Origin of the sequence: Streptomyces sp. NPDC058295 (assembly GCF_042880655.1) — a bacterium.
Taxonomy (GTDB): Bacteria; Actinomycetota; Actinomycetes; order Streptomycetales; family Streptomycetaceae; genus Streptomyces; species Streptomyces coriariae.
Map to the genome: position 1 here is coordinate 1 of NZ_JBHVYO010000072.1, position 15717 is coordinate 15717.

General features: G+C 72.5%; 15 protein-coding genes. 10 read left to right on the forward strand and 5 right to left on the reverse strand.

Annotated features, from left to right (window positions below; all coding sequences use genetic code 11):
- Positions 1-55 precede the first annotated feature (55 nt).
- Together ACFVYS_RS40640 and ACFVYS_RS40645 are read right to left on the reverse strand one after the other, a co-directional pair.
- A complete protein-coding gene (locus ACFVYS_RS40640) occupies positions 56-1534 on the reverse strand; it encodes a class I adenylate-forming enzyme family protein (protein ID WP_389510497.1) in 1479 nt (492 codons plus the stop codon).
- On the reverse strand, positions 1534-1788 hold the full coding sequence (locus ACFVYS_RS40645; protein ID WP_389510499.1) for an acyl carrier protein: 255 nt from the start codon (positions 1786-1788) through the stop codon (positions 1534-1536). Before ACFVYS_RS40645 ends, ACFVYS_RS40640 begins: the two co-directional genes overlap by 1 nt.
- Positions 1789-2030: 242 nt before the next feature.
- Between ACFVYS_RS40645 and paaA the strand changes: the two genes are divergently transcribed.
- From paaA to kynU, 9 genes are read left to right on the forward strand one after another with little or no spacing between them, the layout of a single operon-like run.
- Entirely contained in the window at positions 2031-3098 is a 1068-nt protein-coding gene (paaA, locus tag ACFVYS_RS40650; RefSeq protein ID WP_389510501.1) for a 1,2-phenylacetyl-CoA epoxidase subunit PaaA, read from the forward strand.
- Positions 3095-3436 (forward strand): 1,2-phenylacetyl-CoA epoxidase subunit B, encoded by a 342-nt coding sequence (locus tag ACFVYS_RS40655; RefSeq protein WP_389510503.1) that lies wholly within the window; start codon positions 3095-3097, stop codon positions 3434-3436. Before paaA ends, ACFVYS_RS40655 begins: the two co-directional genes overlap by 4 nt.
- Positions 3420-4220: a 1,2-phenylacetyl-CoA epoxidase subunit PaaC gene (gene paaC / locus ACFVYS_RS40660; RefSeq protein ID WP_389510505.1), complete on the forward strand. Its 801-nt coding sequence runs from the start codon at positions 3420-3422 to the stop codon at positions 4218-4220. The genes ACFVYS_RS40655 and paaC overlap by 17 nt, the downstream gene beginning before the upstream one ends.
- Positions 4217-4717 (forward strand): 1,2-phenylacetyl-CoA epoxidase subunit PaaD, encoded by a 501-nt coding sequence (gene paaD, locus ACFVYS_RS40665; protein ID WP_389510507.1) that lies wholly within the window; start codon positions 4217-4219, stop codon positions 4715-4717. Before paaC ends, paaD begins: the two co-directional genes overlap by 4 nt.
- A complete protein-coding gene (locus ACFVYS_RS40670) occupies positions 4714-5841 on the forward strand; it encodes a 2Fe-2S iron-sulfur cluster-binding protein (RefSeq protein ID WP_389510509.1) in 1128 nt (375 codons plus the stop codon). Before paaD ends, ACFVYS_RS40670 begins: the two co-directional genes overlap by 4 nt.
- Positions 5842-5887: 46 nt before the next feature.
- Positions 5888-6664, forward strand: coding sequence for an SDR family oxidoreductase (locus ACFVYS_RS40675; protein WP_389510510.1), 777 nt, complete (start codon positions 5888-5890; stop codon positions 6662-6664).
- 53 nt (positions 6665-6717) lie between these two features.
- Positions 6718-7563 (forward strand): tryptophan 2,3-dioxygenase, encoded by an 846-nt coding sequence (locus tag ACFVYS_RS40680; RefSeq protein ID WP_389510512.1) that lies wholly within the window; start codon positions 6718-6720, stop codon positions 7561-7563.
- Complete coding sequence (locus ACFVYS_RS40685; RefSeq protein ID WP_389510513.1) at positions 7553-8437, forward strand: alpha/beta hydrolase family protein; 885 nt, start codon at positions 7553-7555, stop codon at positions 8435-8437. Before ACFVYS_RS40680 ends, ACFVYS_RS40685 begins: the two co-directional genes overlap by 11 nt.
- Positions 8434-9684: a kynureninase gene (kynU, locus tag ACFVYS_RS40690; RefSeq protein ID WP_389510514.1), complete on the forward strand. Its 1251-nt coding sequence runs from the start codon at positions 8434-8436 to the stop codon at positions 9682-9684. Before ACFVYS_RS40685 ends, kynU begins: the two co-directional genes overlap by 4 nt.
- 254 nt (positions 9685-9938) lie before the next feature.
- Here kynU and ACFVYS_RS40695 read toward each other — a convergent pair whose 3' ends face one another.
- From ACFVYS_RS40695 to ACFVYS_RS40705, 3 genes are read right to left on the reverse strand one after another with little or no spacing between them, the layout of a single operon-like run.
- Entirely contained in the window at positions 9939-10709 is a 771-nt protein-coding gene (locus tag ACFVYS_RS40695) for a phosphatase PAP2 family protein (RefSeq protein ID WP_389510516.1), read from the reverse strand.
- A gap of 1 nt (position 10710) precedes the next feature.
- Positions 10711-11664 (reverse strand): YihY/virulence factor BrkB family protein, encoded by a 954-nt coding sequence (locus ACFVYS_RS40700; RefSeq protein WP_389510518.1) that lies wholly within the window; start codon positions 11662-11664, stop codon positions 10711-10713.
- 1 nt (position 11665) lies between these two features.
- Positions 11666-13420 (reverse strand): diacylglycerol kinase family protein, encoded by a 1755-nt coding sequence (locus tag ACFVYS_RS40705; RefSeq protein ID WP_389510520.1) that lies wholly within the window; start codon positions 13418-13420, stop codon positions 11666-11668.
- A 552-nt stretch (positions 13421-13972) separates the two neighbouring features.
- On the opposite strand from ACFVYS_RS40705, the gene ACFVYS_RS40710 reads away from it, so the two are divergent.
- Positions 13973-15658: a ribonuclease J gene (locus ACFVYS_RS40710; RefSeq protein WP_389510522.1), complete on the forward strand. Its 1686-nt coding sequence runs from the start codon at positions 13973-13975 to the stop codon at positions 15656-15658.
- Positions 15659-15717: the final 59 nt, after the last annotated feature.

A 15717-nucleotide genomic window follows, 5' to 3' on the forward strand; every position in this document is an offset into this window, starting at 1 on the left:
GCGGTGGCCGGGCCCGGTGCCGGCGGTCGGGGAGGCCGCGGGGAGGCGCGTGCCCTCAGGTCCGCAGCAGCTTCTTGACGATCTTCCCGGCGGGGTTGCGGGGCACCTGCTCGATGAACTCCACTCGTCGCGGCCTCTTGTAGGGGGCGAGCAACCCCGAGATGTGGCTCAGCAGTTCCAGGGCGCCGGTGTCCGGCTCGGCCACCACGTACGCCAGCGGCACCTCGCCGTAGTCCTCGTCCGCCATCCCGACGACCGCCGCGTCCCGTACCGCCGGGTGGCTCATCAGGGCGCGCTCGATCTCCGAGGGGTAGACGTTCTGGCCGGCCCGGATGATGACGTCCTTGGTGCGGTCCACGAGGTGGATGCGTCCCGCCTCGTCCACGAACCCCAGGTCCCCGGTCCTGATCCACCCGTCGAGGTCGATCTCCCGCGTGGCCTGCGGGTCGTTCCAGTAGCCCTGCATCACACCGGGTCCGCGCACCACGATCTCGCCGATCTCGCCGCGCGGCGACTCCGTCCCGTCTGAGCCCACCGCGCGGGCGGACATACCCGGGATCACGCGACCGCAGGGGATGCGCACGGTGGCGTCCCCGGGCGAGGGGTGCTCGTCGGGGCCGAGGGTGACGAACGGGCCGCCGACCTCCGTCATGCCGTACACCTGCCGGAAGCCGCAGCCGAGGCGCCGTACGGCCTCCTCGTACACGTCGAGGGGCATGGGGGCGGCGCCGTACAGGATCTCCCGGAGCGTGGACAGGTCGGTGCGGTCCGCGGCCTTGGCCTGGAGCATGAAGCGCACCATCTGCGGGACCATCCACATATGGGTCGCCCGGTGCCGTTCCACCGCGGCCAGCGCCCGCTGCGGGGTGAAACCCGGCATGAGCACGATGGTGGCGCCCGTCGCCATGTAGGTCAGGGACACCACCATGCTGCCGTGGTACAGCGGACAGCAGTTGACCATCACGATGTCGTCGGTGGGCCGGGCCTGCACCAGCCAGCCCAGGGCGATGGCACGGAACGAGGCGCTGTCGACCGTGACGCCCTTGGCCCGCCCGGTGGTCGCCGAGGTGTGCAGCACCGCCACCGGATCGGTGTCGGCCACGGGCGGCAGCTCCCGCCGTGCCGCCACACTGCCCAATGCCTCGAAGGCCGGCTTGTCGAACGCCATCGTGATCCGCACCGAGGCGGGGAACTCCGGCTGGCGGTCCAGCAGTTCGGACTCACCGAACACGGCGACCGCGCTGACGCGTGCCACGATGTCGGCGACCTCGGGCACGGCCAGGCTGTGGTTCAGCGGTACGAACAGTGCACCGAGGCGGGCGAGCGCGAAGTAGGTCTCCAGCACCTCGATCCGGTCCTTGGAGAGCACGGCGACACGGTCACCGTGCTCGATTCCCAGCTCCGCGAATCCCCGCGCGAGTTCGAGGGTACGGTCGTGGAAACCGGCCCAGGTGACCGCGCGCCGCTCGTCGACCAGTGCCGTCCGCCCGGGAAAGCACTGCCGGTTGCGTTCCAGCAGCTGCGTGAGCCACATCAGGCACCGCCACCGGCACCGGTCGCGGACCGCTCGGCCACGAAACGCTCGTAGTCGGCGATCGTCTGCAGCTTCTCCATGTCGTCTGCGGTGATCTCCACTCCGGCCCGCTGCTCGACCAGCAGCACCAGCCGCACCAGGTCCCCGGAGTCGATGCCGCTCGCGGCGAGGTCGAGGTCGTCACCGACCCGCCCGGCGTCGGCGAACTCCTCCGTGCCGGTCAGCTCGACCAGCAACTCCCTGACGGTGCTCATGGTTACCCCTTTCGCCCGGCAGGCCGACCGCCGAGCGGATCGCGTCCTTCGCCTGTCACCCGAACAAGAGGCCCCCGCGCCGGACCGCAATCCCCGCACCCCCGCGTGACGTTTGTCACGCGCCCCATCCGGCACGCCGGGGGATTGCGGGCCTCCCGCACGGCCTCTTTCCCAGACGGAGGCCGCGCCCGATCCACCGGGCGAGGCGGGCGCAGCGGCGCCCGGGAAGCACCTAAGGAGTGATGCCAGTGCCCGCCGACACCGCGGCCGCCGGCGAGGACGAACTGACGGCGAGGTTCGAGGCGCTCGTCGGCGCCGGTGAGGCCGTCGAACCGCGCGACTGGATGCCCGACGGCTACCGCCGCATGGTGCTCCGGCAGCTCGCGCAGCACGCCCACTCCGAGATCATCGGCATGCAGCCGGAGGGCGCCTGGCTCACCCGGGCGCCCTCCCTGCACCGCAAGTCGGTGCTGATCGCCAAGGTCCAGGACGAGGCCGGCCACGGCCTGTACCTGTACTCCGCCGCCGAGACGCTGGGCGTGGATCGCGCCGACCTGCTGGACGCCCTGCACCAGGGCCGCCAGCGCGCCTCGGCGACCTTCGACCACCCCGCGCTGACCTGGGCCGACACCGGCACCATCGCCTGGCTGACGGACGGCGCCGCCGTCATCAACCAGGCCCCGCTGTGCCGTACTTCGTACGGACCCTACGCACGGGCCATGCGGCGCGTCTGCCAGGAGGAGGCCTTCCACGTACGGCAGGGCTACGACCTGATGCGCGCCCTGTGCGAGGGGACACCGGCACAGAAGGCAATGGCGCAGGACGCGGTGGACCGCTGGTGGCTGCCGGCCGTGGCGCTGATGTTCGGCCCACCCGACACCGAGGCGGGCGGCGCCGACGCGCGCACCGCGGCGGTCGGTGCCTCGATCTCGCGCCGCGCCATGGCCTGGGGCATCAAGCGGCACACCAACGACGAACTGCGCGCGCGTTTCGTCGACAGCTGCGTCCCGCAGGCCGAACGTCTCGGCCTGACCCTGCCCGACCCGGCGATCCGCTGGAACGAGGAACGCGGCCACTACGACTTCACCCCGGTCGACTGGGACGTCTACCGGCGCGCGCTGGGCGAGGACACGCACTGGGCCCGGCAGCGCGTCGCCCACCGGCGCGCGGCGCACGAGGACGGCGCCTGGGTACGGGAGGCCGCCGCCGCGTACGCCGCCCGCACCCGGGACGGCGACGGGGCGGCCGGCCAGGACGCCGGTGCGCACGGGCACGAGCACGGGCACGACCGCACGGAGGTACGGGCATGAGCGGCGGGCAGTCGGAAGGCGCCCCGGCGGCGCGGCCGGAGGGCGTCCCCGCCTCCTGGGAGGTCTTCCTGCGGCCCCGGCGCGGACTCTCCCACCACCACGTGGGCTCGGTACGCGCCTACGACCCGGACACCGCCCTGCTCAGGGCGCGTGACCTCTACACCCGACGGGGCGACCCGCTGTCGCTGTGGGTGGTCCGCTCGGACGCGGTGCACACCGCCTCCCCGGACGAACGCGACCCGTACTTCGCCAACGCGCGGCACAAGCCGTACCGGTACCCGCAGCAGTTCGTGCCGCTCACGACCGAGAGGAGCCCCGACGGTGGCCACGACGACTGAGCAGGCGGCCGCCACCGAGGCGGACGGCCGCACCGACCCCCGGCTCGCCGTCCAGCTGCTGCGCCTCGGCGACGACGCCCTCGTCCTCGGCCAGCGGCTGTGCCAGTGGATCACCCGGGCGCCCACCATCGAGGAGGACCTGGCGCTGTCCAACATCGCCCTCGACCTCGTCGGCCAGGCCCGGTGGTTGCTCACCCTCGCCGGACGCCTCGACGGCACCGGACGCGACGAGGACGACCTCGCCTTCGCCCGGACCGACCGCGAGTTCACCAACGCGCTGCTCACCGAGCTGCCCAACGGCGACTTCGCGGCCACCGTCGCCCGGCAACTCGTCTACACCCACTACGCCGTGGCGTACTACGGGGCGCTCGGCGGCTGCGCGGACCCCGAACTGGCCGCGTTCGGACAGCGGGCCGCCAAGGAGATCGCCTTCCACCGGCTGCACGCCGACACCTGGACCGAACGCCTCGGCCTCGGGACCGCCCAAAGCGCCCGCCGCATGCAGGAGGGCCTCGATCACGTGTGGCCGTACACGGCGGAACTCTTCGACGAGGACGACCCGGTACGCGACCTCGCCGCCGCCGGAACGGCCCCCTCGCCCGCCCCGCTGCGCCCCGGATGGGAGCGGAGCACGACAGAGGTGATCACCCGGTCCGGACTCACTGTGCCGTCCCCCCGCTGGCGGGCCGGGGGCGGCCGGGCGGGCCTGCACACCGAGGAGTTCGCGTCCCTGGTCGCCGAACTCCAGTCGGTGCGCCGCCAGTTCCCCGGAGGTACCTGGTGAACGGCGGCACGGCCCTCCCGGCATCGGAGGTCCGCGCCCGGGTGGAGGCGGTGCCGGACCCGGAGCTGCCCTTCATCGCCCTCGGCGACCTCGGCGTGATCGGCTCGGTCGGTCCTGCTGCCGACGGACGTCTCGAGGTGGAGTTCACCCCCACCTACCTGGGCTGCCCGGCCCTGGCCGCCATGGCCTCCTCGATCCGCGACGTCCTGACGGACTGCGGCCACCCCGACGCCCGGGTACGGCAGGTGCTGTCCCCGGTGTGGACGACGGACCGCATCACCGCGGCCGGCCGCGCCAAGCTCGCCGCCCACGGCATCGCCCCGCCCACGCCCGCACCGGGGGACGGCCCGGTCCTCGTCCGGCTCACCGGGGTGCCCTGTCCGCACTGTGGTTCCCGAGCCACCCGGCCGCACAGTGCGTTCGGCCCCACCCGCTGCCAGTCGATGCTGCGCTGCACCGCCTGCCGCGAGCTGTTCCCCCACCTGAGCGCGCTATGAGGACGCGTCCGAACCCCGTCCTCGCGACCGACGGCGCCCGCCGGCGCACCGGCTGGCACCGGATCCCGGTCACCGCTGTCCAGCACCTCACCGGGGACGCCGTCGCCGTCACCCTGGACGTACCGGACCCCCTCCGCGCCACCTTCGCGCACAGACCCGGCGAGCACGTCGTCGTCCGGCACCGCCGCTCGGGCGAGGAACTGCGCCGCAGCTACTCGGTGTGCCCGCCGCCCGAGGAGCCCGGTGCGCTGCGGCTGGTGATCAAGCGGGGCGCCCCGGACGGCTTCGGCGCGTACGCGCTGACCCGTCTGGCACCCGGCGACCGCCTCGAACTCTCCGCGCCCGCCGGGGCCTTCGCCCTGCCCGAGCTGCCCGGAGCCCACCACGTGCTGATCGCGGGCGGCTCCGGCATCACCCCGCTCGCCGCCATGGGCGCGAGTGCGCTGCGCACGGACCCCACGTGCCGGGTCCATCTCGTCCACTCGGTGCCCACGGCCGCGGACGCCCTGCTCGCCGACGAACTCGCCCTGCTCAAGGACGCGTTCGTCGACCGGTTCACCGTGCTCCACATACTGACCCGCGAAGGACGCCCGCCCCTGGGCGGCCGGATCGATGCCGAGGGCCTGCCGCGGCTGCTCGCCGCGCTGGACACCCGGCCAGGCCCGGACACCACCTTCGCCTTGTGCGGTCCGGCCGGTCTGATCGCCACCGTCCGGCGGGCGCTGACGGACGCCGGAGCCGACCCGGCCCTGGTCCGCTCCGAGCTGTTCGCCCTCGGCGACACCCCGCCGCTCCCGCCCGTACCCGGCACCCCGCCCCTGCCCGGCGCGCCGCGCACCCCTGAGGGCACCCGGGTCACCGCCCTCTACGACGGCCATCGCCGGGTCGTCACCGCCGGGCCGCGGGACCCCGCGCTCCTCGACGTGCTACTGCGCGACCACCCGGACGTGCCGTACGCCTGCCGCGAGGGAATCTGCGGCAGCTGCCGTGCCAAGGTCCTCACCGGCGAGGTCGCGACCGGCCCCCAGTACGCCCTCGACGCCGGGCAACTGGCCGCCGGTTACACGCTCACCTGCCGCGCCAGGCCCCTCGGCAGCGAGGTCACCGTCGACTTCGACGCATGACGGCACCCGCCCCGGCCACCACCCACCCCAGCAGAAGGAGAACGCGATGACCACCCCCCTGCGGCACGCGGGCAGGACCGCTCTGGTCACCGGCGGCAGCCGCGGCATCGGCCGGGCCGTCGCCCGCCGACTGGCCGGCGAGGGCGCCCTCGTGGCCGTCCACTACGGACACGACCACGAGGCGGCCGAGCGCACCGTCAAGGAGATCGAGACCGACGGCGGACGCGCCTTCCCGGTCCACGCCGAACTGGGCGTGCCCGGCGACGCCGACACCCTGTGGACGGCCTTCGACCACGCACTCGCCGGGCAGGACGCCGCACCCGGCCTGGACATCCTCGTCAACAACGCCGGCATCACCGTCCCGCGCCCGATCGCGGACGTCACCGAGGACGACTACGACCGGGTGTTCGCGATCAACACCAGGGCGCCGTTCTTCATCATCCAGCGTGCTCTGGACCGGCTGCGCGACGGAAGCCGGATCGTGAACATCTCCTCGGTCGCCACGCGTGTCGCCTTCCCGCCGATCATCGCCTACACCATGACCAAGGCCGCCCTCGACTACCTCACCCTGGCCCTCGCCCAGGAACTGGGACCGCGGGGCATCACGGTGAACAGCGTCGCGCCCGGCTACACCGAGACGGAGATCAACCCGACGCTCGCCGTCCCGGAGATCCGCCGGAGGTACGAGGCGGCCTCCGTGTTCGGCCGGCTCGGCGCCCCCGCGGACATCGCCGACGTCGTCTCCTTCGTGGCGAGCGACGACGCCCGCTGGGTGACCGGCCAGTGGATCGACGCCTCCGGCGGAGTCCACCTCGGCCCGTGAGCCCCGCGCCCGTCCCGCCGCGCCGCCCGCGGCAGCAACAGGAGGCCCTCACCATGAACGACGGCACGTCCGCACCGGCCCGGGCCGCGGACGACTCACTCACCCGGCCCTTCGACGGTGCCAGCCCCTACGACGCCTATGTGCACGCGTCCCTCCTCAACAACCTCCAGCAGCCCCTCACCGAGGCACCCGACGAGATGGGTTTCGTCGTCACCACCCAGGTGATGGAGCTGTGGTTCACCCTGATCGTCCACGAGTGGCGCAGCGCCGGCACGGCCTTCGCCAAGGACGACCTGGACGCCGCCATGGACGCCCTGACACGCAGCCGCCGCGCCCTGACCGCCCTCAACGCCGCCTGGGCACCCCTGGCCGCTCTGACCCCCGCCCGCTTCAACGGCTTCCGAGCCGCGTTCGGCAAGGCCTCGGGCTTCCAGTCCGCGATGTACCGGCAACTGGAGTTCCTGCTCGGCGACAAGTCCGAGGCGATGCTCCGCCTGCACCAGGGCGACCCCGACGTGCACGAGGCGCTCAGCGACACCCACCGCCAGCCGTCCCTGTACGACGAGGTGCTCGGCTGTCTGCACCGGCGGGGGCTGCCGGTCCCGGAGCACGTCCGGGAGCGCGACGTGAGCGCGCCCTACACGTCGGACCCGGGCGTCGTGGAGGTGTGGCGACTGATCTACTCCGGCCCCCAGAACCATCCGCTGCTCGTCCTCGGCGAACTGCTCACCGACATAGCCGAACTCGTCCTGCGCTGGCGCTTCGACCACGTCATGGTCGTCCGCCGGGCCATGGGCACCAAGAGCGGCAGCGCCGGCTCCACGGGCCTCGCTTGGCTCGAACAGCGCGCGAACCGGCCGGTCTTCCCGGAGCTGTGGGAGGTGCGCGGTGGGGTCTAGGGTGATCTCCGCCTTCGCGGCGGAGGAGGAGAAGCGGGTACTGAGCCTGAAGCCGGTGCTGGCTCCGGCGCACGGCCGCTACGGCGACCACCCGCACCAGTCCTACGACGCCTGGCCGGCCGGGGACCCCGACGCCCCCCTGGTGATCCTGCTGCACGGCGGCTACTGGCGCTACGACCGCATGCACCTCACTCCTTTCGCCGCCTACCTCGGCGAGCAGGGCTTCGACGTGCTGCTGCCGGGCTTCCGCCGCTCCGGCGGGGCCGGCGGCCATCCCGAGACCTTCGACGACGTGGCCCGGATCGTGGACACCCTTCCCGAGGGGCGGCCCTACCTACTGGCCGGCCACTGTTCCGGCGGCCATCTGGCCCTGTGGTGCGCGGCGCGCGGCCTGCTGGCCGACGGCTCCCGCTGGCACACCGGCACCCTCCCGACCGGCGTGCTCGCACTCGCCCCGATCACGGACCTCACCGCCACCCGCCGGGACGGCCTCAGCGACGACGCGGCCCTGCAACTCCTCGGGGGAGAAGCTGTGTTCGAGGAACGGCTGCCCGCCGTCGACCCCCTCACCCTGCTGCGCGGGGCCGGTACCACCGGTGTGCCGACCGTGCTGCTGCACGGCGCCGTGGACGAGGAGGTCCCGCTCACCCAGTTCACCGACTACGCGGCCGTGCACAAGGACCTGAGGACGGTCGTGCTGCCCGGCACCGGCCACTACACCCTCATCGAGCCCGGGGCCCCCGCAGCCCGCGCGGTCGCCGACACCCTGTGGGAGATGTCCGCCGGCTTCGCCGCACCGCGCGACGGCACCGACACGGCCACCGCCCCCCGCACCGATACCGGCACCGCCCCGGGGAGGGCCACGCACTCATGACCGCCGCCACCTCGATCGAAGACCGGGCCGCCCGCGCCGACGCCGAGGACGCCTTGGCCCCGCTGGCCGAGCGGTTCGTCCTTCCTGAGGGCGTCATCTACCTCGACGGCAACTCCCTGGGCCCGCTGCCCGCCGCGGTCCCGCCCGCCCTGGCGGACGTCGTGGCCCGCCAGTGGGGCACCGGCCTGATCGGCTCCTGGAACGACAGCGGCTGGTGGGACGCGCCCCTGCGGATCGGCGACACCATCGGCCGCCTCGTCGGCGCCGCGCCGGGGCAGACGGTGGCGGGCGACTCCACCAGCGTGCAGCTGTTCACCGCGCTCAGCGCGGCCACCGCGCTGCGCCCCGACCGGCCCTTGCTGGTCACGGATCCCGGCCACTTCCCCACCGACCGCTACCTCGCCGACGCGGTGGCCCGCCGCGGCCATGCCCTGGAGGTGCGCCGGATACCCCCGGCCGACCTGGAGAAGTTCCTCGCCGAACAAGGCTCCCGAGTGGCGGCGGTCAGCTACTCACCGGTCGACTTCCGCACCGGCGAGCTGTGCGACATGGCGGCGCTGACCGAGGCCACGCACCGGGCCGGCGCGCTCGCGGTGTGGGACCTGTGCCACGCCGCCGGGGCGATGCCGCTGCACCTCGACGCCCTGGAGGTGGACCTCGCCGTCGGCTGCGGCTACAAGTTCCTCAACGGCGGCCCCGGCGCGCCCGCCTGGCTCTACGCCGCCCGCCGTCACCACGATGCCCTCGACACCCCGCTGACCGGCTGGAACGGCCATGCGAGCCCCTTCGCCATGGACCGGGACTACACACCCGCCCCGGGCATCGCCCGCGCCCGTATCGGCACCCCGCCCATCCTGTCCCTGCTCGCCCTGGAGGCGGCCCTCACCGTCTTCGAGGACGTGGACCTGGCACAGCTGCGGGCCAAGAGCGTGTCCTTGACGGAGTTCTTCCTGACCTGCGTCGAGGAACTGCTCGCCCCGCTGGACATCACCCCGGTGACACCCCGGGACGCGACCCGCCGGGGCAGCCATGTGTCCCTGCGCCACCCGCACGCCCTCGGCCTGACCCGAGCCCTGGCGGACCGGAACGTCGTCATCGACATGCGCGCCCCCGACCTGCTCCGCTTCGGCGTCAACGCGCTCTACACCACCCACACCGAACTGCTCACCGCCGCACAGCGCTTGAGCGACATCGTGCGCGAGTCGTCCTACGACCCCGCGCCCTCCCGGTCGGGCCCGGTCACCTGAGCCTGAACTCCGGGTCGAACTCCCGCCTCTTGCCCGCCTCGGCCGTCGAATTGCCCTGTGCTCACGGTCGGACGCGCCAGGAACGGATGCGGCCGGCGGCGCCGAACACGGTGTCCTTGCCCGAGATGAGGTCCTTGCACCGTTCGACCGGCTCACCGTACGGGACGTCGATGCCCTCGTCGCTCGCGTGCGTGCAGGCGACGGTGACAGCACAAGCGAACCGGACATTCAGAGGGAGGCGACGGTTCGGGTGGTCACGGCTCGGGGCGGGCGTCCACGAGTTCGGGCTCCAGCCCCTCGCTCACCTCGGCATGGTCCCGGCCGATGTCGGCGCGCCAGGCCTCGAAAGCCCAGGCGGTGAGGGCGACGACGGCCAGGCCGAGCAGCCAGCCGCCCACCACGTCGCTGAACCAGTGCACGCCGAGCGCGACCCGGGTGAAGCCGACTCCGAGCACCGACAGAACGGCGGCGCACCAACACAGGGGCCGCCAGGCGTGCGGCACCAACGGAAGCAGGACCAGCAGCAGGACAGCGAACGATGTGGTGGCCGTCATCGCGTGACCCGACGGGAAGGAGAATCCCGGAGCATGGGCCACCGGATCCTCCAGCGACGGCCTGGCCCGCTCGACCACCGTCTTGACCAGTAGTCCGATCAGCCCGCCGGCCACGGCGGTCACGGCGGACCAGGCGGCCAGCCGCCACGCCCCGCGGTACACCAGCCAGAGGGTCAGCAGCGCGACGGCCGTCCGCAGGACGGCCGGGTCCCAGACCCAGTCGGACAGGAAGCGCAGGAAGCTGGTCCACGCCGGGTGGGTCACGGCTGTGTGGTGCAGTCGCTGAGCGGCGCCCGCGTCCAGGCGGCGCAGCGGCTGCCACTGGCCCTCGACGAGGACGAGCAGCAGCGCGAAGGGCACGGCGGCGACGGCGGCGACGGCTGCCGCCGCGAACAGCCGGACGCCGAATGTGCGGTCGGCCGCCCGGCGGCGACGGTCTCGGAGGTTCTGGACCGCGGCTCGCACAACCATTTCAGACTCCAGGATCGGGTTCGATCGGACCGGCCTGGAGGGCCCGCGCCGCCTCCAGCTGCGCAGCGAACGCCAGTCCGAGGAAAAGGGCGATGGAGGTCAGATAGGCCCAAAGCAGCAGTGACATGAAGGCGCTGAGCGGCCCGTAGACCGCGTCGAAGGAGCCGCTGATCCCCAGATACAGGCTCAGCAGCCAGGTCAGCGCCGTCCACAGCACCAGGTACACGGCGGCGCCGAAGGCCAGCCAGGTGTATCCGGGTTGTCGGCGGCGGGGCGATCGGCGGAAGATCACGCTGGCAGAGATGAGCGCGAGCAGCAGCCCGAAGGGCCAGCGCAGTATCTCCCAGGCGCTCTGGGCGGCGCCGTCGAGTCGGTAGACGGTCACCGCCGCGGACGCCAGGTCGCCGCCGGCCACCATGACGATGAACCCCAGTCCGAGCGGCAGCCCGGCACTGACGGACATCACCAGACCGCGCAGGTACTTCTGCCCGAAGGGGCGGTCGCGCTCGTTCCCGTAGATACGGTTGGCGCCTCGCTCCACCTGGCACATCGCGGTGGTGGTGTTGACAAGTGAGAAGAGCAGACCGAACCAGAGCGCGACCTGAGCGCCGTCGCCCGCCGTGCGGCGGCTGCGATTCAGCGCGTCGTCGACCACGTCGGCGCTGGGACCCTCGGCGATCCGGTGGATCGTCAGCTCGGCGAGCCGACCGATGTTCTCGGTGTGCAGCGTGGTGGAGAGCCCGACGAACGCGATGGCCAGCGGGATCACCGACAGGACCGTCTGCAGGGCGAGCGCGCGGGAATGGGTGAAGCCGTCGGCGTACCGGAAACGGACGAAGGAGTCGCGCAACAGGGCCCAGCGGCCGTAGCGGCGCAGTGACGCCAGCGCTTCGTCGGCGGACAGTTCGTCGCCGGTCATGTCACGGGTCTCGGGGACCTTGGTCGCGGTACCCATGTCACGCACCTCCAGCGGGCAGCAGCACCGTCAGTGCGCCCGGCCTGACCTCGGCGGTGAGCCGGCGGCCCGGTGCCACGGGATCGCCGTCGAGCTCTCGGGACTGCGCGGAGTCGAAGGCCAGTTGGGCCCGGCGGAACGTGAAGAACTCCACCGGTACGCCGCTCCCGTCGTCGTCCCGCGTGCTGACGGTGTCCACGGCTGACGGCCGGGGCGCGTGTGCACCACCGCGGAGCAGCGTCGCCAGCGCGCGTATCCAGCCTCCGACGCCGCGCGGGTCGAGGACCAGCAGATCGAGCTGACCGTCGTCGGGGCGGGCGGCCGGCAGGAGCGTCGTCCCCCCCTGCACGGTCCCGACGTTTCCGATGAGCACCATGCGTGCCGTGCGGCGCAGGGCGGGCGCGTCGTCGAGTCGGACGGTCAGACGCATCCGCGGTGTGCGCAGTGTGCTGATTCCGGCCAGTACATAGGCGGGCCAGCCCAGGACGGACTTGGCGCGGTCGTCGGTGTGCTCCATGATCGCGGCGTCGAGACCGGCCCCGGACATGGCGGCGAAGTGGGTGGCGGTGAGGCCGTCACCCTCGATGCGGCCGAGGTCGAGGCGGTGCGGGGCGCCCGACAGGGCGGCGTCGAGCGCGTCGACGGGGGACAGCGGCAGGCCAAGGTTGCGGGCCAGCAGATTGCCCGTGCCGCACGGCACGACGGCCATCGGTACGCCGCTGTCGGCCAGGGCGTCAGCGGCCGCCCGCAGGGTTCCGTCACCACCGCAGACCACGACCAGCTGTGCGCCGTCCCGGACCGCGCCGGCCGTCTGACCCGTGCCCGGATCCTCCGCCGTGGTCTCGATGAACACCGGTTCGCGATGCCCGTGCCCTTCCAGGATCCCCCGCAGTGCCTCGCGGTCGGCTTCGCCGGTCACCGTGGGGTTGAAGATCACCGCAGTCCGGCCCGGGCCCGGTGCGCCCGCGCTCGTCCCCGCGCTCGCGAAGGACGGGGTGGTGCTCGCCCCTGCCGGAGCGGTCACGGTTCCGTCGGTGAAGAGGGCGCGTCCGACGATCAGCAGGGACAGGGTGCCGTTGACCAGTCCGCCCACGACGTCCGTGGGGTGATGCATGCCCCGGTAGAGGCGGGCGACGGCCACCAGCACCGGCAGGAGAAGCAGCAGAGCGCCCACGATCCGCCGCCACGGCCCGCGGAGCCGGGACAGCGCGAGCACCGCCAGTCCGCCGTAGAGCGCGGTGGCCGCCCCGGTGTGGCCGGACGTGTAGCTCGAGGTCGGCGGGGAGGCGTCGAGACGGTGCACCTCGGGGCGGTGGCGGTCGACCGACTCGGTGATGACCAAGAAGACCAGCGCCTGGAGTGCCACCGCCACGGCGAGGAAGGCCGCCTGACGCCACATCGGCAGGCGGGGGAGCAGGATCAGGCCCGCGCACGCCAGGACGGTGACGGCGATCACGGTGAGAGTGTTGCCGGCCTCCGACCCGATCAACGACAGGGTGGTCAGGGTGCCGGTCCGGGCGTGCTCGAAGCCCTCGTTGATGTCGTCCTCGGCCGTCATCGGCCACAGTCCGCGGGCGGGCCCGGTGATCAGCAGCCCGAATCCCACCATCAGCGCGCCCTGGCAGACCGTCAGCGCCGCGATACGCGCGGCGGTTCGGCCGGTGCCTCGGGGCAGCGGGAACGAGCGGCCGGTCCGGGCGGCTCCTGGTCTCCCACCGGGCAGCTCGGCCGGTCTGTGCGGTACGGCGGTCGGCATCAAATCTCCCACGGTCGGCGCGATACGGCGGTGTCGGCCAAGACGTCTGGGCCGCTGCACCGCCGTCTGCCCCCGATGTCACCGCGCAGACCAGCCGATGGGTGACTCGACTTCGGTGGGCCCCTGTCGCTGTGGCTGTTGATCCCGGTTCGCCTCCCTTGTGATCATGCTGTTGAGGGCTGGTGACGGACCTTGCGGTGTCCGCACCGCCTGCGGAGGCCCTTGCTGCTGCCGCCCGCTCCCGCCATGGGCCGAACTGGTCCCGGCGCCGCGGCTGCCGCTTGTTTCACGTACGTGGGCGGCCTTGGTCGTCCCGCGTTCTCCTGGCGCTGCGTGTCCCCGTCGACCGGCACTCCGCGAAGCAGCCGTCGACGTGTCCGTGGACTCGAAAGCGATGCGGGCACACCGCCGCACCGCCGGCGCGAGGAAGGCGCATCGAGGCGGCCGCCCGGACCCTGTCCCTGCCCGATTGGCCGGGGCGCCGCGCCGCGTGTCGCATCGCCGGTGCGGGGCAGTGGATCACACCGGCAGACTTTTCGGTAACGTGAGGTCATGAGCCATCCGCACCCAGAACTCAAAACCGCCCCGCCGCTGCCCAAAGGCGGGCTAAGGGTCACTGCCCTGGGCGGCCTGGGCGAAATCGGTCGCAACATGACGGTCTTCGAACACGCCGGCAAGCTGCTGATCGTGGACTGCGGGGTGCTGTTCCCGGAGGAGAACCAGCCCGGGGTGGACGTGATTCTGCCCGACTTCACCTCCATCCGGGACCGCCTGGACGACATCGTGGCCGTCGTACTCACCCACGGCCATGAAGATCACATCGGGGGCGTGCCCTATCTGCTGCGGGAGCGGAGGGACATCCCTGTCGTGGGCTCGAAGCTCACCCTCGCGTTCCTGGAGGCCAAGCTCAAGGAGCACGGGATCAGGCCCCGCACGGTGCGCGTGCGCGAGGGCGATCGGCGCGGCTTCGGCCCGTTCGACTGCGAGTTCGTAGCCGTCAACCACTCCATCCCGGACGGGCTCGCGGTGGCTTTGCGGACCGGAGCAGGCATGGTGCTGCACACCGGTGACTTCAAGATGGACCAGTTCCCCCTGGACGACCGGATCACCGACCTGCGCGCCTTCGCCCGCCTCGGCGAGGAGGGCGTGGACCTGTTCCTCACCGACTCCACCAACGCCGAGGTCCCCGGCTTCACCACCTCCGAACGCGAACTGAACCCCGCGATCGAACAGGTCATTCGCACCGCGCCACGCCGGGTCATCGTCTCCAGTTTCGCCAGCCATGTGCACCGCATCCAGCAGGTCCTGGACGCCGCCCACCAGCACGGCCGCAAGGTGGCCTTCGTGGGGCGCTCGATGGTCCGCAACATGGGCATCGCCCGCGACCTCGGCTACCTCAAGGTCCCGTCCGGCCTGGTCGTGAACGCCAAGGAACTGGAGAAGCTGCCGGACCACCGGATCACCCTGGTCTGTACGGGCTCTCAGGGTGAGCCGATGGCCGCCCTGTCGCGGATGGCCAACCGCGACCACGCGATCCGCATCGGCAAGGGCGACACCGTCCTGCTCGCCAGCTCCCTCATCCCCGGCAACGAGAACGCCATCTATCGGGTGATCAACGGCCTGACCCGGTGGGGCGCCAACGTCGTCCACAAGGGCAACGCCAAGGTGCACGTCTCCGGCCACGCCAGCGCCGGTGAACTCGTCTACTGCTACAACATCGTCCGACCCCGCAACGTCATGCCCGTCCACGGCGAGTTCCGCCATCTGCGGGCCAACGCCGACCTCGCCATCCGCACCGGCGTCGACCCCGACCGGGTCGTCATCGCGGAGGACGGTGTCGTCGTCGACCTCGTCGACGGCCGCGCCTCCATCACCGGCAAGGTGCCCGCCGGCAACGTCTACGTGGACGGCATGGAAGTCGGCGGCGCGACCGAGGCGTCCCTCAAGGACCGGGTCACCCTCGCCCAGGAGGGCGTCATCACGGTCGTGGCCATCGTCGACGCCGACACCGGCGCCCTCGCCGAAGCCCCCGACTTCCTGGCCCGCGGCTTCGTCCACGACGACACCACCTTCGAGCCGGTCATCCCCGTCATCGAGAAGACGCTGGCCACCGCCGCACAGGAAGGCGTCGGCGACGCCCACCAGCTCGAACAGCTCGTCGCCCGAGCCGTGGCCAACTGGGCCTTCCGCACGCACCGCCGCAGGCCGCTGATCATCCCCGTCATCATCGACGCCTGACCGGACCCGCCGCCCTGGCTCCCCGCTCCCACGCCACGGCGGATCATCCGTCGCCACGC